Source organism: Gordonia sesuvii, assembly GCF_036350415.1.
GTDB lineage: Bacteria > Actinomycetota > Actinomycetes > Mycobacteriales > Mycobacteriaceae > Gordonia > Gordonia sesuvii.
Map to the genome: position 1 here is coordinate 102,723 of NZ_JAZDUF010000004.1, position 24,403 is coordinate 127,125.

The following is a 24,403-nucleotide window of genomic DNA, read 5'->3' on the forward strand; positions in this document are numbered from 1 at the left end:
GAAGTTCTACTGTGGTCGGCATGAGTATGGAATCGGTCGGCTGGGACACGATGTACAAGTCGATGAATGCGCCGCAGGCGCGGGCGCTCAAGGGTGAGCGCCGTGCGACATTGCGGCGGATCGGCGGTTTCGCGCGTCCGCATCGTCGTCGGATCGCGATCTTCCTCGTGCTGTCCGTGCTCACGGCGTTGTTGACCGTGGTCACGCCCCTGTTGGCAGGGCGGGTGGTCAACCTGATAACCGAAGGCGGTGCCAGTGATGCGATCGCCGGCCTGGCCCTGCTGATCGCGCTCATCGCCGTCGTCGAGGCGGCGGCGGGCGTCGCGACCCGATGGTTCTCCTCCAACATCGGCGAGGGGCTGATCCTCGACCTGCGTCGCGCGGTGTTCGATCACGTCCAGAAGATGCCGGTCGCGTTCTTCACGCGCACCCGCACCGGCGCGCTCGTCAGCCGGCTCAACAACGACGTGATCGGCGCGCAGCGCGCTTTCAGCGACACGTTGTCGGGAGTGGTCTCGAATGCGGTCACCCTGCTGCTGACCCTCGGTGTGATGCTGGCGATCAGCTGGCAGATCACCTTGCTCGCGCTCGTGCTGTTGCCGGTGTTCGTCGTCCCTGCACGGCGGATGGGCAAACGGATGGCTGCGCTGTCGCGTGAAGCGGCCGAGTACAACGCGCGGATGTCCACGCAGATGACCGAGCGGTTCTCGGCGCCCGGCGCGACGCTGGTCAAGCTCTTCGGACGTCCCGACCATGAATCGGCAGAATTCTCCGACCGCGCGGATCGGGTGCGCGACATCGGGGTTCGTCGGGCGATGCTGCAGGCGCACTTCATGACGGCGTTGACGCTGGTGTCCGCGCTCGCGCTGGCCCTGGTGTACGGGCTGGGCGGCGGACTCGCGGTCGCCGGACACCTCTCGGCGGGTGCGGTGGTCTCGCTGGCGTTGCTGCTGACCCGGATGTACGCGCCGCTGACCGCCCTGGCCAACGCCCGGGTGGAGATCATGAGCGCGCTGGTTAGTTTCGAGCGGGTGTTCGAGGTCCTCGACCTCGAACCGCTGATCGCCGACAAGCCCGACGCGCGGCCGGTTCCGCGGGGACCGGTGTCGGTCCGATTCGACGACGTGTCGTTCGCCTACCCGTCGGCCGACAAGGTCTCCCTCGCGTCACTGGAAGAAGTTGCGCAGCTGGACAATCGCGGCGGCTCGACGGTGCTGCACAACATCGACCTGGAGGTGCCGGCGGGAAGCATGACGGCGCTCGTCGGGTCGTCGGGAGCCGGCAAGTCGACGATCGCGAACCTCGCGACCCGCCTCTACGACGTCGACTCGGGGTCGGTGTCGCTCAACGGGGTCGATGTCCGCGACCTGCAGAGCGCGTCGGTGCATCGAGCGGTCGGTCTGGTCACGCAGGACGGACACCTGTTCCACGACACCGTGCGGGCCAATCTGGCGCTCGCCGACCCGACCGTGAGCGAAGAACAGATCTGGGACGCGTTGCGTCGCGCCCGTCTCGACGAGTTGGTGGCATCACTGCCCGATGGGCTCGACACCGTCGTCGGTGAGCGCGGATACCGGCTCTCCGGCGGTGAGCGCCAGCGCCTGACCATCGCACGCATCCTGCTGGCGCAGCCGTCGTTGGTGATCCTCGACGAGGCGACCGCGCACCTGGACTCGACGTCGGAAGCCGCTGTGCAGGAAGCGTTGTCGGAGGCACTGGAGGGCCGGACTTCGATCGTCATCGCGCACCGGCTCTCCACGATCCGGGCGGCCGACGAGATCGCGGTCCTCGAGCAGGGCCGCATCATCGAACGCGGCGACCACGCCACCCTGTTGGCCCGCAACGGCCGCTATGCCGAGCTGTATCGCACGCAGTTCGCCGACGAGGCACGCCAGGAGCTCGCCTGCCAGGAAATGACAGCCTGACGCCCACTCGCCCGTCCGCCGACAGAACCCCTAATCCCGCCGACGGAACCCCGAAACTCGCCGACAGAACCCGGATTCGCGCCGACAGAATCCTCACGACGATGCGGACCACGAGCTCCAGCGCAACTCTCGCACGACGATGACGGGTCCGTCCGGACGGTTCGCGCGGTACTGGTCGTACTTGGTGGCCAGGAGGTCGATGGCCTCGGTCCCGACCTCGGAGTACGGGTCGACGACCTCCGCATGGCCGTCGACCCGTACCCACCACAACGTGGTCCAGTCCTCGGCGTAGTGGTCGACGAGTAGGCAAACCGCAGGGTTGGCGGCGATGTTGGCGAGCCGTCGGAGCCGTCGGGTGCGCTTGGGCTTGTGATCGACGCACATGTAGATCGTGTCGTCGGCGACCGTGAACACCACTGGAACCAGGTGCGGGACTCCGTCTGCGCCGACCGTGGCCAGCCGCGCGACATCGGCGGAGGCAAACCGGTCACGCGGCGCAGTCATCGCACAGATCGGGTTCTGTCGGCGCAAATCCGGGTTCTGTCGGCGTGATTCTGGGTTCTGTCGGCGCGATTCGGGGTTCTGTCGGCGCGATTCGGGGTTCTGTCGACGCGATTCGGGGTTCTGTCGGCGGGATCGGAGTGCGGGGTCACGTCATTCGGTGGGGTCGTCGGACTCGGGCTTCGGAGCCGGCGGCGTGCGCCGACGGAACTGCAGCACCACCAGCACAATGTTCACCACGACGACGGCGATTCCGATCGCTACCCAGAACCACCGGCCGTCGCGCCACCAGCCCACCGTGAGAACCCCGACGCAGACCATCAGGATCAGCGAGCCGGCGATCGTCATCCCCCGGGACACGTTCTGGGCTCCACGGGCGAAGTCGTTGTTGATCATCGAAAAGCTCTCAATCTCAGGTCTGGACCACCATGACCACCGCGATCGCGACAGCCGCGATCACTATCCCAATGACCAGAAACGTGACGTGCGAGGGCCCCGGCATCTCGCCGCCCTCGCGGAGCGCGCGCATCGTCTTGCGCCACCGCCAGGCGCCGAGCAGCGCGATGACACAGCCCAGCGCCACCATCATCAGTCCGAGAGCGGTCTCCAGGATCGGGTGCTCGATGTCGGCGGCGACGTAGACGATCGCCACGCCGGCCGCCATGAACCCGAGTGACGTGCGAACCCAGGCGAGTACGGTTCGCTCGGCCGCGAGGGTGAACCGGGCGTCGACGGCCCCGGGCACCGTCGCCGGGGTCGCCGCGGCACCAGCGGTGCCCGCGTCAGATGTCCCGGCGTCAGATGTCACCGCATCGGGCTCAGCCGGCCCGTTGGTCCTTCCGGTCCTCAGCGTTCTTGGCCTTTCGGATGGCGTCGCCGACGAACGAGGCGATCGCGTCGATGGCGTGCAGACTCTCCGGGTGTCGTGTGGTGAGCACCGGGAATGCGTGCACCTGCCAAGCGTAGCTGTGTGCGACCGCGTCGACACCGGCGTCGGTCAGCCGCTCCACGAGGTCGATCACGTCCGCCTCGAGCATCTCGCCCTCCGCTGCGACGATGACCGTCGGCGGGAACTCCGCGTCGACGACGTCGGCGATCCGTCGGACGCCGTTGAACACGACCGGCCCTCGACCGAACAGCGCGGCGAGTTCGGCCATCTTGCTCTGTGGGATGTACGCGTCCGACCGGCTCGACCGATCCGGATTGGTACCGACGTCGAGATCCAACAGCGGCGATATGCCGACCAGCGCGGCCGGTGGCGGCAGTCCCTCGTCGCGGGCGGCCTCGACGACCTTGCCTGCCAGGAACCCGCCCGCGGAATCGCCCGCAACGATGACCCGGCGGTACCCGCGCTCGCCGACCAGCTCCCGATAGGCGGCCACCGCATCGGCAACCGAGGTCCCCACCCCCGCGGACGGCAACTGCCGATACTCCAGCGAGAACACCGGCAGCTCGCACGCCCGTGACAGCCGGCTCGCGATCGACCGGTGGGACCCGAGACCGCACACCACAAACGCCCCGCCGTGCAGGTAGAGGACGGCCGTCTCCGAATCGCGGCGCGATGGGCCGACAGGCATGATGAGCTCGACCGGACGTCCGGCGAGGGTCATCCGTTCACGGACCACACCGGCCGGCTTCGGCCCGACGGCGAGGACCCGGTCGATCAGGAACAGCCCGGCCATGCCGGGTGTGTTCAGCGGCCACAGCGACAAGGTGGGCCGCAGCATGGTGCGGCTACCGACCCACATGGGATAGGACAGAAGACTCGGTGTCCGGTGGTGCACGATCGACATTGCTCAATCCTCGTCGTCCGGCGATCGGCGGCACACGAGCCGAGGGCCTGCACAGCCTGATCGGCGATCGCATGCTGAGATACGTCAGTGCGAAAACTACACGGGTCGGGCGCGACGTTCTCGGTTTCGCTCCGGGTTTCCCGCACGACCACGCCGACGGTGCGCACGCGGATGCACGCCACGAGGTGTTCACCTACGTCACAGACACTCTTGGGACCCGTCCGCTATATTTGCCGCTCCGTGCCGAAACGATGGTGGTGACACGTGGTCATTCCGACCCAATTCCTGTTGTCGACGCAGGCCAGCGCACCGCGCACGCTGTGCGACGTTCTCGATGAGACGGCTCGCACGCATCCCCACTCGCCCGCGATCGACGACGGTGACCTGACCCTCACCTACACCGAGTTGCTGGCGTTGGTGCGGCGTGGGGCGGAGTTCCTCGGCGACCACGGCATCGGCCGGGGCGGGCGTGTCGGCATCCGGATGCCGTCGGGTAGTCGCGAGCTGTATGTGGCGATCCTGTCCACCCTGTACGCGGGTGCGGCCTATGTGCCCGTCGACGCCGACGACCCGGACGAACGCGCCGAGTTGGTGTTCGGGGAGGCCGGCGTGGACGCCGTCGTCGACGCCGACGGAGTCCATGTGACGCCCGGCCGCGAACCCGGCCCCGCCGGAAGACCGACCGTCGACGACGACGCGTGGATCATCTTCACGTCCGGCTCCACGGGCACGCCCAAGGGAGTGGCGGTCACCCATCGCAACGCCGCCGCGTTCGTCGACGCCGAGGCGCGGATGTTCTTGCTCGACGACCCGCTCGGGCCCGACGACCGGGTGCTGGCCGGATTGTCGGTCGCGTTCGACGCCTCCTGTGAGGAGATGTGGCTGGCGTGGCGGCACGGCGCCTGCCTGGTGCCCGCGCCCCGATCGCTCGTCCGCAGCGGCATGGACCTCGGACCATGGCTCGTGCAGCGGGACATCACCGTCGTGTCGACCGTGCCCACACTTGCCTCCCTGTGGCCGCCGGAAGCCTTGGAGGCGGTGCGGCTGTTGATCTTCGGCGGCGAGGCATGCCCACCGGAGCTGGCCGAACGACTGGCCGTCGACGGTCGGGAGGTGTGGAACACCTATGGGCCCACCGAGGCGACGGTGGTCGCGTGCGCCGCGCCGCTCGACGGCGTCGGCCCGGTTCGGATCGGGTTGCCGTTGCCGGGTTGGGATCTCGCCGTCGTCGGCGCAGATGGTCAGCCGGTGGCCGAGGGCGAGGTCGGCGAGCTCGTCATCGGCGGTGTCGGCTTGGCGCGCTACCTCGACCCGGCCAAGGACGCCGAGAAGTACGCCCCGATGCCCACCCTCGGCTGGGAACGCGCGTATCGCAGCGGCGACCTGGTGCGGCTCGATCCGGCCGGCCTGCTGTTCCAGGGACGCGCCGACGACCAGGTCAAGGTCGGCGGACGGCGCATCGAACTCGGCGAGATCGATAATGCACTGCAGCAGCTTCCCGGTGTCAGTGGCGCGGCCGCCGCGGTCCGCAAGTCCGCGGCGGGCAACAGCCTCCTGGTCGGCTATCTGGTGTCGCCCCATCCGGACTTCGACGTCGCCGCCGCGCACCGACAACTCACCGAACAACTTCCCGCGCCGATGGTGCCCCGCCTCGCCCTGGTCGAGGAACTGCCGACCCGGACATCGGGCAAGGTGGACCGCGACGCCCTGCCCTGGCCGCTCCCGGGGAGCGTGGATTCGGCAAAAAAAGACGGTGACGCCGACGACCTCACGGAGACCGAGGCGTGGATGGCGCAACGCTGGACCGATGTCCTCGGCGTCACCGTCGACAGTGCGCGGGCCGACTTCTTCGCCGAAGGTGGCGGATCGCTCGCCGCCGCACAGCTGGTCACCGCCCTGCGCGAGCGCCATCCCGACATCACCGTCGCCGACCTGTACGACCATCCGCGCCTCGGTTCGCTCGCCGAACTACTCGATGAGCGAACCCCGACGACGGTGGTGCAGACCCGCGACGTCGCGCCTACCCCGCGGAGCACCGGGATCGCCCAGCTGCTGCTGACGGTGCCACTGACCACGCTGACCGGACTGCAATGGGCGACCTGGCTCGGCGTGGTGAACAACGTCGCCGTGGAGGTCGTCGATCGCGCCGGCCGCGATGTGCCGTGGCTCGTGCACGTGAACTGGTGGGTGCTGCTCGTCGCGTTCCTGCTGTTCATCACCCCACCCGGCCGCATGGTGATCGCGGCCGCCGGCGCACGGATGCTCCTGGCTGGCGTCACCGCCGGCACTCATCCGCGCGGCGGAAACGTGCACGTTCGACTCTGGGTCGCCGAGCGGCTGCTCGATGCGAGCGGCGCCGCCAACCTGTCCGGCGCGCCCTGGATGATCTACCTGGCGCGGGCACTCGGGGCGTCGGTCGGCCGCGGGGTCGATCTGCACACCATTCCGCCGGTGACCGGATTCCTCACGATCGGCGACGGCGCGTCCGTGGAACCCGAGGTGGACATCTCGGGCTGGTGGATCGACGGCGACGTCGTGCACATCGGCGAGATCGAGATCAAGCGCGGGGCGTCGGTCGGGGCACGGTCCACGCTGCTGCCCGGCGCGGTGGTCGGCCGCGAGGCTGAGGTCGCGGCCGGTTCGGCGGTGCGCGGACGGGTCAAGGCGCGGCAGCACTGGGCGGGTTCACCGGCGGTGAAGGTCGGCAAGGCGTCGCATCCGTGGCCGGATCACCGTCCGCCCCGCGGTCCGCTGTGGGTGCCGATCTTCGGCCTGTCGTCGTTGGCGCTGGCCGCCATCCCACTCGTCGCGCTCGCGGCCGGTCTCGCGGTGATGGGTTCGTGGGCGATCCATGCCGACCGATTGCGCAGCGTCGCCCTGCGTAGCCTGGCCCTGCTGCCGGCCGCGACGATCGCCAGCCTGCTCGTGTTCGCACTCCTCACGGCGATCCTGGTGCGGCTGCTGTCGATCGGCCTGACGAAGGGCTACCACCCGGTGCGCTCTCGCGTCGGCTGGCAGGTGTGGATGACCGAACGCCTCCTCGACTCGGCGCGAACCTACCTGTTCCCGCTCTACGCGAGCCTGCTGACGCCGTGGTGGTTCCGACTCCTCGGCGCCAAGATCGGCGCCGGCACGGAGATCTCCACCGCCCTGGTGCTGCCGAAGTTCACCACCGTGGGCGACGGCGCCTTCCTCGCCGACGACACCATGGTCGCCTCCTACGAACTCGGCGGCGGGTGGATGCACATCGACGAGGCGAAGGTGGGCAAGCGGTCGTTCCTGGGCAACTCCGGGATGACGGGCCCTGGGCGAAAGGTTCCGAAGAACAGTCTGGTCGCGGTGTTGTCGGCGACCCCGGATCGTGCGAAGTCGGGGTCGAGCTGGCTGGGCAGCCCGCCGGTCCGGTTGCGTCGCACCGCCGCCGAGACCGACACGGCACGCACCTTCGATCCCCCGACGCAGCTGAAGGTGGCGCGGGCCATCGTCGAGACGTTGCGGATCATTCCGGTGATGGTGTCGTTCGGCCTCGGCCTGTTCATGCTGCTCGGACTGCAGTACGTCGCCCAGCACGTGCACTGGTGGGTCGCCGCCGCGCTCAGTGGCGTGCTGCTGTTGGTGGCCGGCGCCGTCGCATGCTGTGTCGCGGCCGCGGCGAAGTGGATCGTCGTCGGCCGGATCCGGGTGTCGGAGCATCCGCTGTGGAGCTCGTTCGTGTGGCGCAACGAACTGTCCGACGCCTTCGTCGAGACCGTCGCCGCACCGTGGTTCGCCAACGCCGCCACCGGAACACCGATCCTCAACCTGTGGTTGCGGATGCTCGGCGCCCGCATCGGCCGGGGCGTCTGGTGCGAGACCTACTGGCTACCCGAGGCCGACCTCGTGACGCTGGGCGACGGCGCCACCGTGCAACGCGGATGCGTCGTCCAGACACACCTCTTCCACGACCGCGTCATGGCGATCGACCGGGTGACGCTGGAAGCGGGCTCGACTTTGGGACCACATTGCGTGGCCCTGCCCGCGTCCGGTCTCGGGGAATCGAGCACCGTCGGACCGGCATCGCTGGTCATGCGCGGCGATGTCGTGCCCGCCCACACCCGCTGGCAGGGGAACCCGATCGCGCCGTGGGGTGCGTGAGGACGCCCCTTTGCTGATCAATCCCGCCGCGGAGCGCGTGAGGGCCCCCTTCGCTGATCGAGTAGTTACGAGCCGCTAGGCGAGGAACGTATCGAGATCCCGCTCCGGAGACCTCGATACGACCTCGCCTAGCGGCTCGGTCTACTCGGTCAGCGGGAGTAGACCCGGCGCGGAATTACTCGACGAACGGTGGAGTCGCGATCAGTCGACCACGGCCCCTCGACGCCTGCGTCGGAACACGTAGTTGTCCGCGGCCGCCGCACCCGCCTGCGCGAAGCCGACGGCGAGCAGGCCGGCGATCAACGCGAGATTGAACTCGTAGCCGCCGTCGGCGTTCCAGAAGCCGGCATCCCAGTGCGCGTAATAGATCGCGCCGATCATGTCGGCGATCAGCAAGATCGCCACGATCGGCAAGAAGAGCCCGAGGATCAACAGGATGCCGCCGACGAACTCCACCCAGGTGGCGTATTGCGCCGCCAGGTTCGGCCACGGGATGCCCATGGCGTCGAAACCCTGCTCGGTCTGGTCGATTCCGTTGGTGTGCAACTTCTGCCACCCGTGCATGATGAAGATGATGCCGAGGATCAGTCGTGCCACGAAGAACGTCACGCTGCGTATGCCGAACATTTCTCCCTCTTCCGTCTCTGCCAACCCGACCGAACTACAACTGGACCGAACTATAACCGGACCACGGTCCGGTTCATCACACAGCTTCTCACATTGCTCGCCGCCGAGTACCCGGAGAACCCGGCAGGTAATCTGAGTGTCCGCGACGGCAGCTGCCAGTCGTTGGACATTGGTGCCGGTGAGTCCACGCGCCGCTCGCGAACAGACAGGAGAGTCAGTGCCGGGAAAGTCGGCCAAGAGTCCACGACAGCCTCTCCTCGGCGCTCCGCTGGATGCACTCGACCCGTATCTGCCCGACAACGGCAACCTCGGCTACCGGATATCGCGCTACGACCTCGACCTCGAGTACAAGGTGTCACCCAACCGACTATCCGGGGTGGCGACGCTCACCGCAACGTCCTTCGTCGCGTTACGCAAGTTCACGCTCGATCTGGCGTCGCCGCTGTCGGTCTCGCGGGTGACGGTCAACGACAAACGCGCCCGCTACAGCCACCGCAACCGCAAGCTCACCATCACCCCCGACGCGCCCGTGCCGCCGGGCGGGGCCATGACCATCGTCATCCGATATGCGGGTTCACCACGCCCGATCCGCGGGGCGTGGGGTGAGGTGGGCTGGGAGGAGCTCACCGAAGGCGCGTTGTGCGCCAACCAGCCCAACGGTGCGGCGTCCTGGTTCCCGTGTGACGACCATCCGAGTGCGAAGGCGCCCTACCGCATCTCGATCACCACCGACAGCCCCTACTACGCACTCGCCAACGGCGTCCTCGAATCCAAACGCACCCGCGCCGCGCAGACGACCTGGGTCTACCAGCAAATCGAGCCGATGCCGACCTATCTCGCGTCGATCCAGATAGGCCCCTACGTCAAGAAATCGTTGGCGTCCAAGCCGATTCCGGTGGACGCGATCCTCCCGCAGCGACTCGTGCCGAACCTCGACGTCGACTTCGGTCGGCAGCTCGAGATGATCGACGTGTTCGTGGAGATGTTCGGGCCCTACCCGTTTCCGCGCTACACCGTCGTCGTCACCGACGACGACCTCGACATCCCGATCGAGGCCCAGAGTTTCTCCACCTTCGGCGCCAACCACTGCGACGGCTCGCAGCGTGCGGAGCGTCTCGTCGCGCACGAACTCGCGCATCAATGGTTCGGGAACTCGGTGACCCTCGCCCGCTGGCGCGACATCTGGCTGCACGAGGGCTTCGCGTGTTACGCGGAGTGGCTGTGGAGTCAGCGGTCCGGCGGCAAGAGCGCCGCCGAATGGGCGCGCCACTACTACGACAAGCTCGCGGCGAATCCGGTGCGCGCCACGCTCACCGACCCCGGGCCCCGGCACATGTTCGACGACTGGGTCTACAAGCGCGGGGCGCTCACCCTCCATGCGCTGCGGTTGACGATCGGCGACGGCAACTTCTTCGCACTGCTGAAGCGCTGGACCGACAAGTACCGGTACGGATCGGCGACCACCGAGGACTTCATCGCGCTCTCCGCCAACTACTCGACCACCTCGCTGACCGCGCTGTGGGACGACTGGTTGTTCAGCGCCCCGCTGCCGGCGTTCCCGGGTCCGTCCTGACCCTGCGATGTCCGACGACGCATCCCTGACGACACCGCGGGCCGGCGGGGCCATCGGCCGGGTCACGGCCGCCACGGTGATCGCCGCGGTCTCCGGCTACCTGGTCCTGCTCCTGGCGGCGCGTCATCTCGGTGCCGCCGGCTACGCGGTGTTCGCCGTGTTCTGGGCGGCGTACGGCATGGTCACGGGCGCGCAGAACGGCCAGCTCCAGGAGACGACCCGGGCGGTGCGCGCCGGGATCGACGGTCGTGTGTCGACGGCGCGCCCGTGGGTGGTCAACGCGACGATCGGCGTGACGCTCGGTGTCCTCGTCGCCGCGACGTCGCCGCTGTGGAGCGGACTCGTGTTCGACGAGCATCGGTGGCTGTCGGTGGCGCTGCTGTCCGTCGGCGTCGCGTCGTTCGGTGTCTACGCGCATCTGGCCGGCGCGTTGTCGGGGGCGGTGGCCTGGGGTGCGTTCGCGACCCTGCTGTCGGTGGACGCGATGATCCGGCTCGTCGGCGCCGGGCTGGCCGTGGTGTTCGGCGGCGACCTGGTCGCTTTCCTGGTCATCACGGTCATCGGTTCGGTGTCCTGGATGGTCCTGCTGCTCACGTCGTCGACGGCGCGGGCCGCCGTCGGCCTGCCGGGTGACGTCTCGCCGCGACGGTTCGCGACCAACACCCTGACCGCGATGGCGGCGGCCGCGGCGAGCGCTGTTCTGGTGATGGGATTCCCGGTGCTCATCACCGCCACCGACGACGACGCATCGTCCGCCACGGTCGGTGCGGTGGTACTCGCGGTGACACTCACCCGGGCGCCACTGCTGGTGCCGCTGAACAGCTTTCAGGGTGTGCTGATCACCCGGTTCGTCGACGGCTCCGACCGACTCGGCGCCGCCCTCCGCGCCCCCGCGGTCGTGGTCGTCGCGATCGGGGTGGCGGGTTCGGGCGCGGCGTGGCTGATCGGGCCGTGGCTGCTGCAGAACGTCTTCGGCGAGGACTTCCGGCTGTCGGGCTTGGCGGTGGCGGGATTCACCCTCGGCGCGACGACGCTCGCCTTGCTGACGGTGACCGGCGCCGCGACCATCGCCGTCGGCGCGCACCGCTGGTATGCCGCCGGGTGGTGGATCGCCACTCTCGCCTCGGTCGGGTTGCTGCTGTCACCGGCCGATGTGGTGGCCCGCGTGACGGTCGCGCTGATCTGCGGGCCGCTCGTCGGGATGACCGTTCACGCCGTGGGGCTCGCGCGGCGCAGGCGTCCGGCGGTGGCCAGCGCCCGCGACTGAGCGTGGTTCAGCCGCGACGTCGCGTGCAGACGTGCGGCACGGGCCGCCCGGCTCCAGCCGCGGTCGGCGCACCGTCGGGCCTCCTCGGCGAAGAAGGCGTTCTCCTCGGCGAATCGTCGGCCGTCGACTGCCTGTACCGAACTGACCGACCCCTGATGGCGGCGATAGCGGAACACGACGGACGGGTCATGGACGAGGGCGCCGCCGCGCGCCGCGAGGTCGACGAGCAACGCGAGGTCGAGGACGATGTCGAGACCTGGCCGGAACCCGACGTCGCGGACGGGGTCGGTGCGCCACAGCAGCGAGGGAAAGTAGGTCCAGTTGCCGTGGTAGAGGCTCGTCGCCATGGCCTCCCCGCGCAGGACCACCGGTTCAGTGCTTGTGCGGGGCGTCAGCAGCGACTTGATGCGGTCGCCGAGGGGGTGCACGACCTGGTCGCGGTCGTCGATGACTTCCACCCCGGGGGCGATGACCGCGGCGTCGGGGTGGTGCCGGGCCAGTCTGCGGACGGTCGCCACGTAGTCGGGCAGCATGACGTCGTCGCAGCCCATGACCACGAAATGATCGGCCTCGACGAGGTCGACGCATCGCCGGAAGTTGCCGTTGACGCCGAGATTGGTCTCGTTGCGGAGGTAATGCACCCGCGGATCGGTGAGCGAGGCCAGCCAGTGTGCGGGCTCGGGATCGGGGTAACAGTCGTCGATCACGACGAGCCGCAGATCGCCGTCGCGCTGGTCGAGGACGCTGGTGACGGCCTGCCGGAACTGCCCGACGTCACCGTAGAACGGCATCATCACGTCGATCGGCACCCGCCCAGCCTAGGACACCCGGCGTGGGGGTCACGGGCCGGCGGTCGGGTGCACTACTAGTGTTACCGACATGACCTCGGGCTCCACCAGCAACGATGACGTGTGGCTGGTGATACCCGTCTTCAACGAGGCCGAGGTGATCCGGGAGGTCGCGGCGACCGCGGCGAAGACGTTCCCCAACATCGTCTGCGTCGACGACGGCAGCCGCGACGGCTCCGCCGCCGAGATCCGCGCGGCCGGGGTCCGCCTGGTGCGGCACCCCGTCAACCTCGGTCAGGGCGCGGCCATCCAGACCGGCGTCGAGTACGCCCGCGCACAACCCGGCGCGAAGTTCTTCGTCACCTTCGACGCCGACGGCCAGCATCAGGTCGACGACGTCGTCGCGATGATCGAGCGACTGCGCACCGAACCCGTCGACATCATCGTCGGCACCCGGTTCGCCGAGGGCCGCAGCGAGTCGGTCCCGCTGCTCCGCCGCATGGCGTTGCGGACCGTGGTGTTCTTCAGCCCCCGCACCCGACGTCTCGGACTCACCGACGCGCACAACGGATTACGCGCCTTCAACAAGAAGGTCGCCGACGACCTCGACCTCGTGATGGCCGGGATGAGTCACGCATCCGAGTTCGTCGCGCTCATCGATCACCACGACTGGCGCGTGGCCGAACAGCCCGTCACCATCCTGTACACCGACTATTCGCGGGCGAAGGGGCAATCGTTGATCAACGGCGTCAACATCGTCGCCGACGGTCTGCTGCACCCGCGAATGAGGAAGTGAGCGCTCGATGATCTGGTTCCAGATCCTCACCATCGTCGGCCTGGTGGCACTGGTCGCGTTCTTCGTGGTCAATCGCGGCACCGCCCGCGCCTCGGCGGGCGTGAAGATCCTGTTCGTCGCGTTCGTGGCGTTCGGTCTGTACGCGATGCTCCGCCAAGACGACATCACCTGGCTCGCCAACAAAGTCGGCATCCAGCGCGGCCTGGACCTGGTGCTGTTCCTACTCGTGGTCGCGTTCGCGTTCACCACGGTCTCCACCTACCTGCGGTTCCGCGAGTTGGAGATCAAGTACGCGCGCCTGGCCCGCGCCGTAGCGCTCCGCGACGCGGAAAACCAACAGAAACACTAGGCACCCAAGTCTTGTCACGGCGGTCGACAGAACCCGAGAATTCGTCGAGAGAACCCAGCCATCTCCCGATCGGTTGCTGGCCCACAAACTCTGGGTTCTCTCGGCGAATTCTCGGGTTCTGTCGACGTGAAACGGAGTTCCGTCGACGCGTAACTACGTTGCGAGGTCGCGGAGATAAGTGGTCACCGCGCTGTAAGACGGCAGCAGCCCCGACTCCCGCGCCTCCGTCAGCCCCGGCGCCGTGGTGTCTTTGGCGGACAGTTCGTACTCGAGCGCCGACCCGTCCCGGGCGGTGGTCGGCCACTCGATTCCCAACTCGGGATCGAGCGGATTGATGCCGTGTTCTGCTGTCGGGTTGTAGCCCGTGGAGCACAGGTAGGTGACGGTCGAACCGTCGGCCAGCGAACAGAACGCGTGGCCCAGACCTTCGGACAGGTACACCGCGCGCCGGTCGACGTCGTCGAGCAGCACGGTGTCGTAGGTCCCGAATGTCGGTGAGCCGACCCGGATGTCGACGATGACGTCGAGGATCGCGCCGGACGGGCACGTCACGTACTTGGCCTGACCGGGCGGCACGTCGGCGAAGTGCACGCCGCGCAGCACCCCTGCGGCCGACACCGACAGGTTCACCTGCGCCAGGTCGAGTCGATGCCCGATGGCCTCGGCCAGCAGGTCGGCCTTGAAGACCTCCGCGAAGAGCCCTCGATCGTCTCCATGCTGTACGGGTGTCAGCTCCCACGCACCGTCGATCGACAATGGCCGCAGCTTCATTCAGAAACCCTTCCCGCGTTCGAGCAGTTCGAGTAGATAGTCGCCGTACCCCGACTTGCGGAGTTTCTCTGCACGCGAACGTAATTCGTCGTCGCCGATGAACCCGCGTCGCCAGGCGATCTCTTCCGGCACGGCGATCTTGAGTCCTTGCCGTTGCTCGACGGTACGGACGAAGTTGCCGGCGTCGAGGAGCGAGTCGAAGGTGCCGGTGTCCAACCACGCGGTCCCGCGCGGAAGAACCTTGACGGCGAGTCGACCTTGGTCGAGGTAATGGGCGTTGATGTCGGTGATCTCGTATTCGCCACGGGGACTGGGCTTCAGGTTGCGAGCGATATCCACGACGTCGTTGTCGTAGAAGTACAGGCCGGGCACCGCGTAGTTCGAACGAGGTTGAGCAGGCTTCTCCTGCAGGGCGATCGCAGTTCCGCTGTCATCGAAATCGACCACCCCGTAGGCGCTCGGATCGGCCACCCAGTAGGCGAAAATCGCGCCACCGTCGACATTCTCGAAACCCTGCAGCTGACTGCCGAGGCCCGGACCGTAGAAGATGTTGTCGCCGAGGACGAGTGCGACCGAGTCGTCGCCGATGTGATTGGCCCCCAATACGAACGCCTGGGCGAGGCCATCCGGGGAGGGCTGGGTGATGTAGGACAGGTTGATGCCGAACTGCTCACCGTTGCCCAACAGCCCCTGGAACGCGGCACTGTCCTGCGGGGTCGTGATGATCAGAATGTCCTGAATGCCCGCGAGCATCAGCGTCGACAGCGGGTAGTAGATCATCGGCTTGTCGTAGACCGGCACGAGCTGCTTGGAGACACCCTGCGTGATCGGGTGTAGGCGGGTCCCCGTACCCCCGGCCAGGATGATGCCGCGCATACCCACACCCTAGTGGCACCTCCGGGCCGGCGACGAGAGGTGCACCCGCACGACGCCCCGGTACAGTGATCGGCGTCCGAGGGAAGGGAACGGGTCATGCGGGTTCTGGTCACCGGGGGTGCCGGGTTCATCGGCGCCAACTTCGTGCTGCGCACCCTGCAGCAGCGGCCCGATGTGCAGATCACCGTGCTCGACAAGCTCACCTATGCGGCCAACCCGGCAACGCTCGAGCCGGTGGCCGACCGGATCGACCTGGTCAAGGGCGACATCGCCGACGCCGATCTCGTCGACTCGCTGATCGCCGCCACCGATGTGGTGGTGCACTTCGCGGCCGAGTCGCACAACGACAACTCCCTGGCCGACCCGTCGTCGTTCGTGCACACCAACCTGGTCGGCACGTTCGCGCTGTTGGAAGCGGTCCGCCGCCACGATGTGCGCTATCACCACATCAGCACCGACGAGGTGTACGGCGACCTCGACCTCGACGACCCGGCCCGATTCACCGAGGCCACCGCCTACAACCCGTCGAGCCCGTACTCCTCCACCAAGGCTGGCTCGGACCTGCTGGTCCGTGCGTGGGTGCGGTCGTTCGGGCTGCGTGCGACGATCTCCAACTGCTCCAACAACTACGGGCCGTATCAGCACATCGAGAAGTTCATCCCCCGCCAGATCACCAACGTGCTGTCCGGGGTGCGTCCCCGCCTCTACGGCGATGGCCTCAACGTGCGCGACTGGATTCACGTCGACGATCACAACGACGCGGTGTGGACCATCATCGAGCGCGGTCAGATCGGCGAGACCTATCTGATCGGCGCCGACGGCGAGGTCAACAACCGGACCGTCGTCGAGACCATCCTGGAGCTGCTCGACCAACCCGCTGACGCCTTCGACTTCGTCACCGACCGACCCGGGCACGACCGGCGCTACGCCATCGACTCCACCCGCCTGCGCACCGAGTTGGGTTGGCGGCCACAATATGTGGACTTCCGAGCGGGGTTGTCGGCGACCATCGACTGGTACCGCGACCACCCCGACTGGTGGCAGCCACACAAGCAGGCCGTCGAACAGACCTACGCCACCACCGAGAAGGTCATCGGCTGAGGCCCTCGCACCACCCGACCCCTGAGGAGCCTCCGAGCCTGCGAGGATGCGTCACGAAGGGTCACTCCAGCGGAACCACCCGATCGAGGAAGTCCACCTGGTCGGCGACGACCTCTTCGAACGCGTCGCCCACATAGATGTCGAAATGCCCCTCCGGATACCGGATCAGACGTGTCGTCGGTCCGCGCCGGGCGTAGCGCACCGTCTGCCGCGGCGGCGCCACCGAATCCTGATCACACACGCAGATGAGCACCGGGCAGGTGAGGTTCGCCAGGGCCCGGCCGGGGTGGTGACGTGCGATGGTCGGCACCACCCGCGCCGCGACCTCGTTGGTGAACGGATGGCCCTCCGGAACCAAGGGCAGGTAGCCCGGCACGACGTCCGGAGCCGTCATCAGCGCGGCGTCTCCGGGCTCGCCCGCCAGCGCGACCATCACCGGCTTGCGGCGCAACACCACGGCCCCGAGGTCGGCGACAGCGCGTGCCGTCACCTTGACCGTGGTCATCGGGTCCATCGCGAGGACCGACGCCGTCCCGCTGGTGAACGGGCACTGCGAGATCACCGCTGCGATGTCGCCGTCACGGGCCGCCGCCACCATGACGTGCCCGCCGCCGAACGACGTTCCCCACAGCACGACGCGCCGCTGGTCGACGCCGGGGATCGTGCGCGCGTAGGCGATCGCCGCGGCCCAGTCGTCGAGCTGGCGCCGGATGGACAGCAGCTGACGCGGTTCGCCGTCGCTGGCCCCGAAATGCCGATAGTCGAACACCAGGCAGGCGTACCCCGCGTCACAGAAGCGTTCGGCGAACGCGTCGAGCCGCATCTCCTTGACCGCACCCAGACCGTGGGCCATCACCATGATCGGCGCAGGCCGGCCCGTGTCCGGCAGGTACAGCCATCCCCGGCATCGGTCGGGTCCCGACCTGAACTCCACATCCGCCCGCGTCACACGCCGACCGTATCCGCTGGATATGAGGCGGACAACACAGGATCCCCGGGGCCGATCCCCAGGATCGGCCCATACTGTGGAGCCATGCGAGTTCTCGTCAGCGGCGGCGCCGGCTACATCGGCTCCCACACCGTCATCCATCTCGTCGAGGCGGGCCACGACGTCGTGGTCGTCGACGACTTCAGCAACGCCAAACCCACGGTGATCGGCCGCCTCGAGGCACTGACCGGCACCTCGATCCCGGTTCACGCGATCGACCTCGCCGACGTCGACAAGACCGAACACCTCTTCGCCCACGAGCAGATCGACGCGGTCATCCATTTTGCCGGGTTCAAGGCCGTCGGCGAGTCGGTGAGCAAGCCGCTCGACTACTACCAGAACAACCTCGGATCGACGTTCGCACTGCTGCGTGCCATGGGCCGCCACGATGTGCGAACGCTGGTGTTCTCGTCGTCGGCGACGGTGTACGGCGCCGAGCCGAAGCTACCCATGACCGAGGATCTGCCGACGTCGGCGACCAACCCGTACGGCTGGACCAAGGTGATGATCGAGCAGGTGCTGCGCGATGTGGCGGCGAGTGACGACCGGTGGCGCATCGCCGCGCTGCGTTACTTCAACCCGGTGGGTGCGCATGCGAGCGGTGATATCGGCGAGGACCCCAGCGGCATTCCCAACAACCTGATGCCGTTCGTCGCACAGGTGGCGGTCGGTCGTCGGGAGAAGCTGTCGGTGTTCGGCGACGACTACGACACCGTCGACGGCACCGGCGTGCGCGACTACATCCACGTCGACGATCTGGCCGCCGGGCACGTGGCCGCGCTCGACACCGTCAGCGCGGGCAAAGATCCCATGTCCGTGTGGAATCTCGGTACCGGACAGGGAGTTTCGGTGCTGGAGGTGATCAAGGCCTTCGAGCGGGCCAGCGGTCGGTCTATTCCATACGAGATCGCCCCGCGCCGTGCCGGCGACATCGCCGCCTCCTATGCCGATCCGTCGAGGGCCAACGCAGATCTCGGCTGGCGCGCCACCAAGACGATCGACGACATGTGTGCCGACACCTGGCGGTGGCAGTCGAAGAACCCGAAGGGGTTTCCGGACGCGTGAACGCTCGCCGCTGGTCGCTTATCCACCCGATGATCGAGTAGCGAGATCCCGCGCAACGGGTTTCGATACGCCACGGGCTCGCAAGCTCGCACGAGGCTACTCAACCAGCGGCGGGACGACCGGCCACTCAACCAGCGACTCCCCACCCGATGATCGAGTAGCGGCGAACGAAGTGAGTCGCGTATCGAGATCCCGCACACCAGGTTTCGATACGCCACGGGCTCGCAAGCTCGCACGAGGCTACTCAACCAGCGGCGGGGCAGCTCACCCGGCTGCGGCGGGCTCGTCGACCCGATAGATCGTGACGTTGCCCTGCTGGAACACCGGCGTCAGGCCGGGCGCGCCGTTCTGGCGCAGCGCGAGGAACGGGTCGCCCTGGATGCCGTTCTCCGGGTCGGGCACCCCGTTCTGGAACTCCCAATAACTCGGTGGGCTGTCGATCACGTAGTGCACGTTCATGTCTCGCACGATGCCGTCGATGTACGGGTCGGCGCCGATCTGCGACACCCCCCAGAACAGGTCGCGCTGCCGCTGCGAGAAGTCGTTGGCCCGGTAGAAGGGGAACATCGGGGTGACGCCGGTGGCGGGGTACAGCCATCCGGTGCCCTGGTCGAGATTGTTGAGCACCAGCACGTCGTCGGCGTCGGGTTGGTCTGCGAGCCACTGGTAGGCGGCGAGATCGTCGGGTCCGATGAACTTGCCGCCACGTTCCTTGGACGCGATCTGCGCATCGGCCGGGTAGCGCAGCACGCCGGCGCCCGCGATCAGCACCATCAGCACCGCAACCGTGGCGGGAAGTGCCCAGCGGTGGACTCGCGTCGTCGTCTGCGAGCGCCCGGCGATCCGGTCGGCGACAGTGACCGCCATCGCTCCCAAGGCGCAGCCGACGGCAGCAGCCGAGAACATCGCCACCACGAACGTCAGTCGATGCGGCGAGTTGTAGAAATAGCCGCCGATGGCACCGAGCGGGTATGACAACACACCCAGTGCGACCACCGAATTCGCCGTGACCAGCACGAACACGATCCATGCCGCGAGCCCGGCCCAGCACCGCATCCACGCGAGGACTCCGAGGCCCAGCAGGGTGAGGAGGATCAGACCCCAGATCGGGTAGTGGTCTTCGAGCGGAATCGTGCCGTTGAACGCTGCCTGCCCGAGGCCGGTCAGCACACCGACGCCTTCCTCGCGGAAGTCGAAGAACGGCAGTTCGTTGGTGTCGGCGACCTTGATGGTGCCGTACACGACGGGCGCGATGCCGACGACGGTGATCAGTCCGGCCACGGCGAGTGTCCCCAGGTCGCGCATCCGCCCGTAGGCCGGACGCCACAGGCCCTCGAACAGCAGCCACAGGCCGATGATCACGCCCGCCAGGATCAGCCCCGACGGGTGTGTCGCGGTGACGCCGGACATGGCCGCGGCCGCCGCCAGCACCCGCCGACGATCGCGCACGCAACTGATGACCAGTACCGCGGCGATGGGCGCCATCGACACGCCCACCGCGTTCGGCACCGAGGTCAGTTGCACCTCGACGTAGGGCAGCGACGGGAACAACGCCGACACCGCACCGGCCGCTCCGGCCGAGATCGCCGACCGCGACGTGCCGAAGCGGTGCCGCGCGAACCAATATGCCAGTGATGCGACACCGAACGGGACGGTGATCGCCAGCACGGCAGGCGAATACGTGTTGTACAGCTCGACCGGATCGGCACCGGTGACCGGGAACAGGATGGCGCCCAACGCATGCCACGTGTTCGGGTAGTAGTTGAATCCGTGGGTGTCGTAGTTCATCAGTTCACCCATGCGCAGCGCCGAACCGATGCCGGTCTCGTCGATCCAGCGCAGTGAACTGGCGTGCCACAACGAATCCCACACCTGCGAGATGTTGCCCAGACCCGCGAAGGTGTTCTTGATCAACGGTCGGATACAGGTGATGGCGATGATGACGGTGCCGATCCCGATCCCGGCAACCATTGGGGCCGTCGAACGCCACCGCAACGGCGGGTCGTCGTCAGGGGCCGGCGCGGGTACCAGACCGGCGAATCGTCGGCGGGCGAGGATCGCGGCGTAGGCCCAGGAGAACAGCAGCGTGACCACCAGCGCGAGCAATGCGGTGATGATGTTCCACTCGAACCCGATCGCGGAGTAGAGCACTGTGAAGACGCTGACGATGGCGAAGGTGATCGGTGGTCCGGCGGCGATGGCGACCGGCCATGGCAGCAACATACGGCGCCCGATCAACGCGCCGGGCACCACCAGCATCAGGGCCGTCACCACGGTGACCCACGCCCCCAGCACCATCGCCCGCAACCTCCCGCGTCGTGTCGAACCCCGACGAGATTACCGGTCGGTGCCGTCTAGGACGTAAGGCGCCGACCTGTCCGATGCCCCGCGACGACGATCGACAGGCAGATCAGCGCGGCGAGGACGCCCACCCCGAACATCATCGGATAGGTGATCGAGGGGTATGTCGCGGACAGCCACGCGAGGATGACCGGCACCGCGAAGCCGAGATAGGTCACGCTGTAGAACACAGCAGTGAGACCCGCAAGGTTGCGCGGATTCGCGATGCGCTGGACCTCCAGCAATCCCGCGATCATCGCCATGCCGTAGCCACACCCCAGGACGGTCGCCGCGAGCAGCGACATCCAGATCGTGAGCATGTGGGCGGCAACCGCAGCGAGCGCCATCCCGACCGCGAGAATGACCAGCGCGAGGACCGGACCGCGGGCGCGGGCAGGATCGTCGAACCGCCGGCCGAGCGACTGGATGCCGAAGCCGGCGCCCAGACCGAGCACACAGCACAACGCCGCGAACGCGATCGGTGCGCCGGCGGTGCGTGCCGACATCAGCGCCGGGATCACGGCATACGCCGACGCCGCGGCACCGAACACCCACGGAGCCACCGGGACGACAACCAGCAGGAACCGCCGGTTCGTCGCACCCCGGACCCGCAGATCGTCGATGAGCCGCCCACGAGACGCCGCGCCTTCCCGCGTCTCGGGCACCCGCGTGAGGGCGACCGTCGCGCCGACTGCCAGCACGATGTTGATCGCGTACGGGGTCACCGTCGGCCACGGGCCCCATTCAGCGACGACGCCCGCCACACCCGCGCCGACGCCGAAGCCGGCGGTCAGGCTCATCGCCGCGCGGCGGGCGCCGACACCCGTGCGGTCGCCGTTGCGTCGGCTGACCTCGGCGAGCCAACTCCCGCCGACAGCCATCGCGAGGCCGAGCGCGACTCCGCTCGCCACCCGGCCCGCGGTGAGTAGGCCGAGCGAATGTGGACCCAGGGCCAGCAGCAGCGACCCGAGGGCCGCGAACAGCGGGGCCGGCACCATCAGCAGTTTGCGGCCGTGGCGATCCGAGAGCGGTCCACCGATCAGCAGCGCGGGAATGATGCCGAGCACGTAGGTGAACAACAGACTGTCCACCGCCACCGCGGACAGGTTCCCTTCCTGGCGGTACATCACCAGCAGCGGGGTGAACTCGTTGCCGCCCCAGGCCGCCGTGAACATCGCCGCCGCGATCGGCATCCAGCTCGCCGCGCGCCCGACGGTTTCGGGAACGGAGGAGCGTTCGGTGACGTCGAGGGTCATGACGAAGGTGTCCTTCGCAGATCGTGCACGGCGGATAGGTGGGCGGCGAGGCCGTCGGCGAATGCGTCGGCGTCGCCGCGCGCGAGCGCGTCGAGAAGTTCGCGGTGATCGTCGAGGATGCGCGACGGCACCGCGTCGTCGCGGCGCACGCTGGTCGTCGTCATCCGTCGGTGCCGCTCCCCCAGACTGACGAAGAAGTCCGCGAGCAGCGGGTTGTCGCCGGCTGCGACGATCAGCTGATGGAACTCCGCGTCGATGCGGGAGAACTCCGCGACGTCGGCCGGGTCGGTGGCACGGTGGGCGGCCAGGTTGCGTTCGAGCCGCGCCACGAGATCACCTCGTGAATCCGCGTCGTCGACGACCACCCGCACCGCGTGTACTTCCAGCAGGGTCCTGGCGTCGACGACATCGCGCGCCTCGCGGTCGGACACCGGCACCACCAGGGCTCCCCGTTTGGGGTAGAGCCGCATCCAGCCTTCTGTCTCCAGTCGGAGGAACGCCTCGCGGACCGGGGTGCGACTCACATCACACTTTGTGGCGATGTCACCTTCACTGATCAGCTCACCGCCAGGGATCTCGTTTGTGAGAATTTGCCCCTTGACCTCGCGATATACGCGCTCAGCTGCCGATTCACCGGTTGCCCACGACATAGATACAAGTTGTACCTTATCGACCCGAGCGATCAATCGGGGGGCACCTTGCCCGCCCCGCGGAGACGGTGCGACACTGAGCGAGTTCCGCGCCCGGGACAAAACCGTGATCCGGGCCGTGACGGTTCGCTCTAGTGGCGGAGCTCACACCGCTCTGCTCTCAGGACCGGCAGTTGTAGGGGCGCCCCACCGCCGTGGCGCCACCGTAGGCACCCGCTGTCCGACGCGGGTAATCCAGGAGGAACACCGTGGCCAGCACGGCAGACAACGTCCCCACCCACCGCCAGGCTCCGTTCAACGAGCCGAATCTCGACGAAGTGCCGATCACCGACGAGGAGATCTTCATGGCACACGTCGGCGGGAAGCTGTCGGTGGAGTTGCGTTCGCCCATCGACACCCAGCGCGATCTGTCGATCGCCTACACCCCCGGTGTGGCCCAGGTGTCCCGCGCGATCGACAACGATGCGGCACTGGTGAACAAGTACACGTGGACCGAGCGGCTGGTGGCCGTCGTCTCCGACGGTTCGGCCGTGCTGGGCCTGGGCGACATCGGCCCGCGCGCCTCTCTGCCCGTGATGGAGGGCAAGTCCGCCCTGTTCCGCACCTTCGCCGGGCTGAACTCGATCCCCATCGTCCTCGACACCCAGGACCCCGACGAGATCGTCGAGACACTGGTCCGCATGCGCCCCAGCTTCGGCGCGGTCAACCTCGAGGACATCTCCGCGCCGCGCTGCTTCGAGATCGAGCGCCGGGTCATCGAGGCGCTCGACTGCCCGGTGATGCACGACGACCAGCACGGCACCGCCATCGTGGTGCTGGCCGCCCTCAAGGGCGCCATGGCACTGCAGAAGCGCGACCTGCGTGATCTCAAGGTCGTCATCTCCGGCGCCGGCGCCGCAGGTGTCGCCTGCGCCAACATCCTGGAACACGCCGGCGTGACCGACGTGGTGGTGCTGGATTCCAAGGGCATCGTCAGCTTCCACCGCGACGACCTGAGCGAGGTCAAGCAGGAACTGGCCGAACGCACCAACCCGCGTAGCCTGTCCGGTGGCCCGGCAGAGGCACTGTCCGGGGCCGATGTGTTCCTCGGTGTGTCCGCGGGCAAGATCGACGAATCGCTGATCGCATCGATGGCCGACGATTCGATCGTGTTCGCGCTGTCCAACCCCGATCCGGAGATCCACCCGGAGGTCGCGTCCAAGCACGCCGCGATCGTCGCGACCGGGCGCAGCGACTTCCCGAACCAGATCAACAACGTCCTCGCGTTCCCCGGGGTTTTCGCCGGCGCCCTCGACGCCGGTGCCCGCCGCATCACCGAGCGCATGAAACTGGCTGCGGCGGAAGCGATTTTCTCGGTTGTGGCAGACGATCTGCGCACCGACAAGATCGTGCCGAGCCCGCTCGACGGCCGGGTGGCCCCCGCCGTGGCAGCCGCGGTCGCCGAGGCCGCCAAGGCTGAGGGCGTCGCCTGAGCAAACTCGCTGCGTGACTGAAATCGGCCCTGTCAGGTCGGTCCGAGGGGAATATCGGGCTGTTGCGATTTACCTGCCGCGGTCGTTGGCCGGTCCGGATCCTGATGTGAGGTCCGGGCCGGCCCCCGGCT

General features: G+C 67.8%; 21 protein-coding genes. 9 read left to right on the forward strand and 12 right to left on the reverse strand.

Annotated elements, in window-relative coordinates:
* Positions 1-20 precede the first annotated feature (20 nt).
* Positions 21-1,925, forward strand: coding sequence for an ABC transporter ATP-binding protein (locus tag VZC37_RS14280; RefSeq protein ID WP_330433246.1), 1,905 nt, complete (start codon positions 21-23; stop codon positions 1,923-1,925).
* Between the two features lie 93 nt (positions 1,926-2,018).
* On the opposite strand, the gene VZC37_RS14285 is transcribed toward VZC37_RS14280, so the two are convergent.
* The 4 genes from VZC37_RS14285 to VZC37_RS14300 all read right to left on the reverse strand — a co-directional run bounded on the left by VZC37_RS14285 (position 2,019) and on the right by VZC37_RS14300 (position 4,219).
* Complete coding sequence (locus VZC37_RS14285; protein WP_330433247.1) at positions 2,019-2,429, reverse strand: TIGR03668 family PPOX class F420-dependent oxidoreductase; 411 nt, start codon at positions 2,427-2,429, stop codon at positions 2,019-2,021.
* Between the two features lie 150 nt (positions 2,430-2,579).
* Entirely contained in the window at positions 2,580-2,822 is a 243-nt protein-coding gene (locus VZC37_RS14290) for a hypothetical protein (protein ID WP_330433248.1), read from the reverse strand.
* A 16-nt stretch (positions 2,823-2,838) separates the two neighbouring features.
* The gene (locus VZC37_RS14295) at positions 2,839-3,234 is read right to left on the reverse strand and encodes a YidH family protein (protein ID WP_330433249.1); all 396 of its coding nucleotides are present in this window, start codon (positions 3,232-3,234) and stop codon (positions 2,839-2,841) included.
* 10 nt (positions 3,235-3,244) lie between these two features.
* Positions 3,245-4,219, reverse strand: coding sequence for an alpha/beta hydrolase (locus VZC37_RS14300; protein ID WP_330433250.1), 975 nt, complete (start codon positions 4,217-4,219; stop codon positions 3,245-3,247).
* A 264-nt stretch (positions 4,220-4,483) separates the two neighbouring features.
* Between VZC37_RS14300 and VZC37_RS14305 the strand changes: the two genes are divergently transcribed.
* The gene (locus VZC37_RS14305; RefSeq protein WP_330433251.1) at positions 4,484-8,353 is read left to right on the forward strand and encodes a Pls/PosA family non-ribosomal peptide synthetase; all 3,870 of its coding nucleotides are present in this window, start codon (positions 4,484-4,486) and stop codon (positions 8,351-8,353) included.
* Between the two features lie 201 nt (positions 8,354-8,554).
* Here the strand turns inward: VZC37_RS14305 and VZC37_RS14310 are convergent, their stop codons facing one another.
* Positions 8,555-8,980: a DoxX family protein gene (locus tag VZC37_RS14310; protein WP_330433252.1), complete on the reverse strand. Its 426-nt coding sequence runs from the start codon at positions 8,978-8,980 to the stop codon at positions 8,555-8,557.
* 217 nt (positions 8,981-9,197) lie between these two features.
* Between VZC37_RS14310 and VZC37_RS14315 the strand changes: the two genes are divergently transcribed.
* Together VZC37_RS14315 and VZC37_RS14320 are read left to right on the forward strand one after the other, a co-directional pair.
* Positions 9,198-10,553, forward strand: coding sequence for a M1 family metallopeptidase (locus VZC37_RS14315; RefSeq protein ID WP_330433253.1), 1,356 nt, complete (start codon positions 9,198-9,200; stop codon positions 10,551-10,553).
* 7 nt (positions 10,554-10,560) lie between these two features.
* Positions 10,561-11,820, forward strand: a complete 1,260-nt coding sequence (locus tag VZC37_RS14320) for a lipopolysaccharide biosynthesis protein (protein ID WP_330433254.1) — start codon at positions 10,561-10,563, stop codon at positions 11,818-11,820.
* On the opposite strand, the gene VZC37_RS14325 is transcribed toward VZC37_RS14320, so the two are convergent.
* Positions 11,763-12,629, reverse strand: a complete 867-nt coding sequence (locus tag VZC37_RS14325) for a glycosyltransferase family 2 protein (RefSeq protein ID WP_330433255.1) — start codon at positions 12,627-12,629, stop codon at positions 11,763-11,765. The two genes, VZC37_RS14320 and VZC37_RS14325, sit on opposite strands and share 58 nt — an antisense overlap.
* Before the next feature lie 70 nt (positions 12,630-12,699).
* On the opposite strand from VZC37_RS14325, the gene VZC37_RS14330 reads away from it, so the two are divergent.
* Complete coding sequence (locus VZC37_RS14330; RefSeq protein ID WP_330433256.1) at positions 12,700-13,404, forward strand: glycosyltransferase family 2 protein; 705 nt, start codon at positions 12,700-12,702, stop codon at positions 13,402-13,404.
* Between the two features lie 7 nt (positions 13,405-13,411).
* Positions 13,412-13,753, forward strand: coding sequence for a DUF2304 domain-containing protein (locus VZC37_RS14335; RefSeq protein ID WP_330433257.1), 342 nt, complete (start codon positions 13,412-13,414; stop codon positions 13,751-13,753).
* 153 nt (positions 13,754-13,906) lie between these two features.
* Here the strand turns inward: VZC37_RS14335 and VZC37_RS14340 are convergent, their stop codons facing one another.
* Both VZC37_RS14340 and rfbA read right to left on the reverse strand, forming a co-directional pair.
* On the reverse strand, positions 13,907-14,524 hold the full coding sequence (locus VZC37_RS14340) for a dTDP-4-dehydrorhamnose 3,5-epimerase family protein (RefSeq protein ID WP_330433258.1): 618 nt from the start codon (positions 14,522-14,524) through the stop codon (positions 13,907-13,909).
* Complete coding sequence (gene rfbA, locus VZC37_RS14345) at positions 14,525-15,400, reverse strand: glucose-1-phosphate thymidylyltransferase RfbA (protein WP_330433259.1); 876 nt, start codon at positions 15,398-15,400, stop codon at positions 14,525-14,527.
* A gap of 96 nt (positions 15,401-15,496) precedes the next feature.
* Here rfbA and rfbB point away from each other — a divergent pair, with 96 nt between their 5' ends.
* Positions 15,497-16,501, forward strand: coding sequence for a dTDP-glucose 4,6-dehydratase (gene rfbB, locus VZC37_RS14350; RefSeq protein WP_330433260.1), 1,005 nt, complete (start codon positions 15,497-15,499; stop codon positions 16,499-16,501).
* A 61-nt stretch (positions 16,502-16,562) separates the two neighbouring features.
* Here the strand turns inward: rfbB and VZC37_RS14355 are convergent, their stop codons facing one another.
* Positions 16,563-17,450, reverse strand: coding sequence for an alpha/beta hydrolase (locus tag VZC37_RS14355; RefSeq protein ID WP_330433261.1), 888 nt, complete (start codon positions 17,448-17,450; stop codon positions 16,563-16,565).
* 84 nt (positions 17,451-17,534) lie between these two features.
* Between VZC37_RS14355 and galE the strand changes: the two genes are divergently transcribed.
* Positions 17,535-18,554, forward strand: a complete 1,020-nt coding sequence (gene galE, locus VZC37_RS14360; RefSeq protein ID WP_330433262.1) for a UDP-glucose 4-epimerase GalE — start codon at positions 17,535-17,537, stop codon at positions 18,552-18,554.
* Positions 18,555-18,818: 264 nt separating this feature from the next.
* Here galE and VZC37_RS14365 read toward each other — a convergent pair whose 3' ends face one another.
* The 3 genes from VZC37_RS14365 to VZC37_RS14375 are packed head-to-tail and all read right to left on the reverse strand — an operon-like array spanning position 18,819 to position 22,800.
* The gene (locus VZC37_RS14365) at positions 18,819-20,852 is read right to left on the reverse strand and encodes a DUF6541 family protein (RefSeq protein ID WP_330433263.1); all 2,034 of its coding nucleotides are present in this window, start codon (positions 20,850-20,852) and stop codon (positions 18,819-18,821) included.
* Between the two features lie 56 nt (positions 20,853-20,908).
* A complete protein-coding gene (locus VZC37_RS14370; protein ID WP_431309415.1) occupies positions 20,909-22,150 on the reverse strand; it encodes an MFS transporter in 1,242 nt (413 codons plus the stop codon).
* Positions 22,147-22,800: a GntR family transcriptional regulator gene (locus VZC37_RS14375; RefSeq protein WP_330433264.1), complete on the reverse strand. Its 654-nt coding sequence runs from the start codon at positions 22,798-22,800 to the stop codon at positions 22,147-22,149. Before VZC37_RS14375 ends, VZC37_RS14370 begins: the two co-directional genes overlap by 4 nt.
* A gap of 248 nt (positions 22,801-23,048) precedes the next feature.
* On the opposite strand from VZC37_RS14375, the gene VZC37_RS14380 reads away from it, so the two are divergent.
* Entirely contained in the window at positions 23,049-24,272 is a 1,224-nt protein-coding gene (locus VZC37_RS14380) for an NAD(P)-dependent malic enzyme (protein WP_330433265.1), read from the forward strand.
* Positions 24,273-24,403: the final 131 nt, after the last annotated feature.

What these genes read in the sequence shown, in the direction of transcription:
- VZC37_RS14280 (WP_330433246.1), top strand. Translation starts at nt 21, where the DNA reads ATGAGTATGGAATCGGTCGGCTGGGACACGATGTACAAGTCGATGAAT.
- VZC37_RS14285 (WP_330433247.1), bottom strand. Translation starts at nt 2,429, where the DNA reads ATGACTGCGCCGCGTGACCGGTTTGCCTCCGCCGATGTCGCGCGGCTG.
- VZC37_RS14290 (WP_330433248.1), bottom strand. Translation starts at nt 2,822, where the DNA reads ATGATCAACAACGACTTCGCCCGTGGAGCCCAGAACGTGTCCCGGGGG.
- VZC37_RS14300 (WP_330433250.1), bottom strand. Translation starts at nt 4,219, where the DNA reads ATGTCGATCGTGCACCACCGGACACCGAGTCTTCTGTCCTATCCCATG.
- VZC37_RS14310 (WP_330433252.1), bottom strand. Translation starts at nt 8,980, where the DNA reads ATGTTCGGCATACGCAGCGTGACGTTCTTCGTGGCACGACTGATCCTC.
- VZC37_RS14320 (WP_330433254.1), top strand. Translation starts at nt 10,561, where the DNA reads ATGTCCGACGACGCATCCCTGACGACACCGCGGGCCGGCGGGGCCATC.
- VZC37_RS14330 (WP_330433256.1), top strand. Translation starts at nt 12,700, where the DNA reads ATGACCTCGGGCTCCACCAGCAACGATGACGTGTGGCTGGTGATACCC.
- VZC37_RS14335 (WP_330433257.1), top strand. Translation starts at nt 13,412, where the DNA reads ATGATCTGGTTCCAGATCCTCACCATCGTCGGCCTGGTGGCACTGGTC.
- VZC37_RS14340 (WP_330433258.1), bottom strand. Translation starts at nt 14,524, where the DNA reads ATGAAGCTGCGGCCATTGTCGATCGACGGTGCGTGGGAGCTGACACCC.
- rfbA (WP_330433259.1), bottom strand. Translation starts at nt 15,400, where the DNA reads ATGCGCGGCATCATCCTGGCCGGGGGTACGGGGACCCGCCTACACCCG.
- rfbB (WP_330433260.1), top strand. Translation starts at nt 15,497, where the DNA reads ATGCGGGTTCTGGTCACCGGGGGTGCCGGGTTCATCGGCGCCAACTTC.
- galE (WP_330433262.1), top strand. Translation starts at nt 17,535, where the DNA reads ATGCGAGTTCTCGTCAGCGGCGGCGCCGGCTACATCGGCTCCCACACC.
- VZC37_RS14365 (WP_330433263.1), bottom strand. Translation starts at nt 20,852, where the DNA reads ATGGTGCTGGGGGCGTGGGTCACCGTGGTGACGGCCCTGATGCTGGTG.
- VZC37_RS14370 (WP_431309415.1), bottom strand. Translation starts at nt 22,150, where the DNA reads ATGACCCTCGACGTCACCGAACGCTCCTCCGTTCCCGAAACCGTCGGG.
- VZC37_RS14375 (WP_330433264.1), bottom strand. Translation starts at nt 22,800, where the DNA reads ATGTCGTGGGCAACCGGTGAATCGGCAGCTGAGCGCGTATATCGCGAG.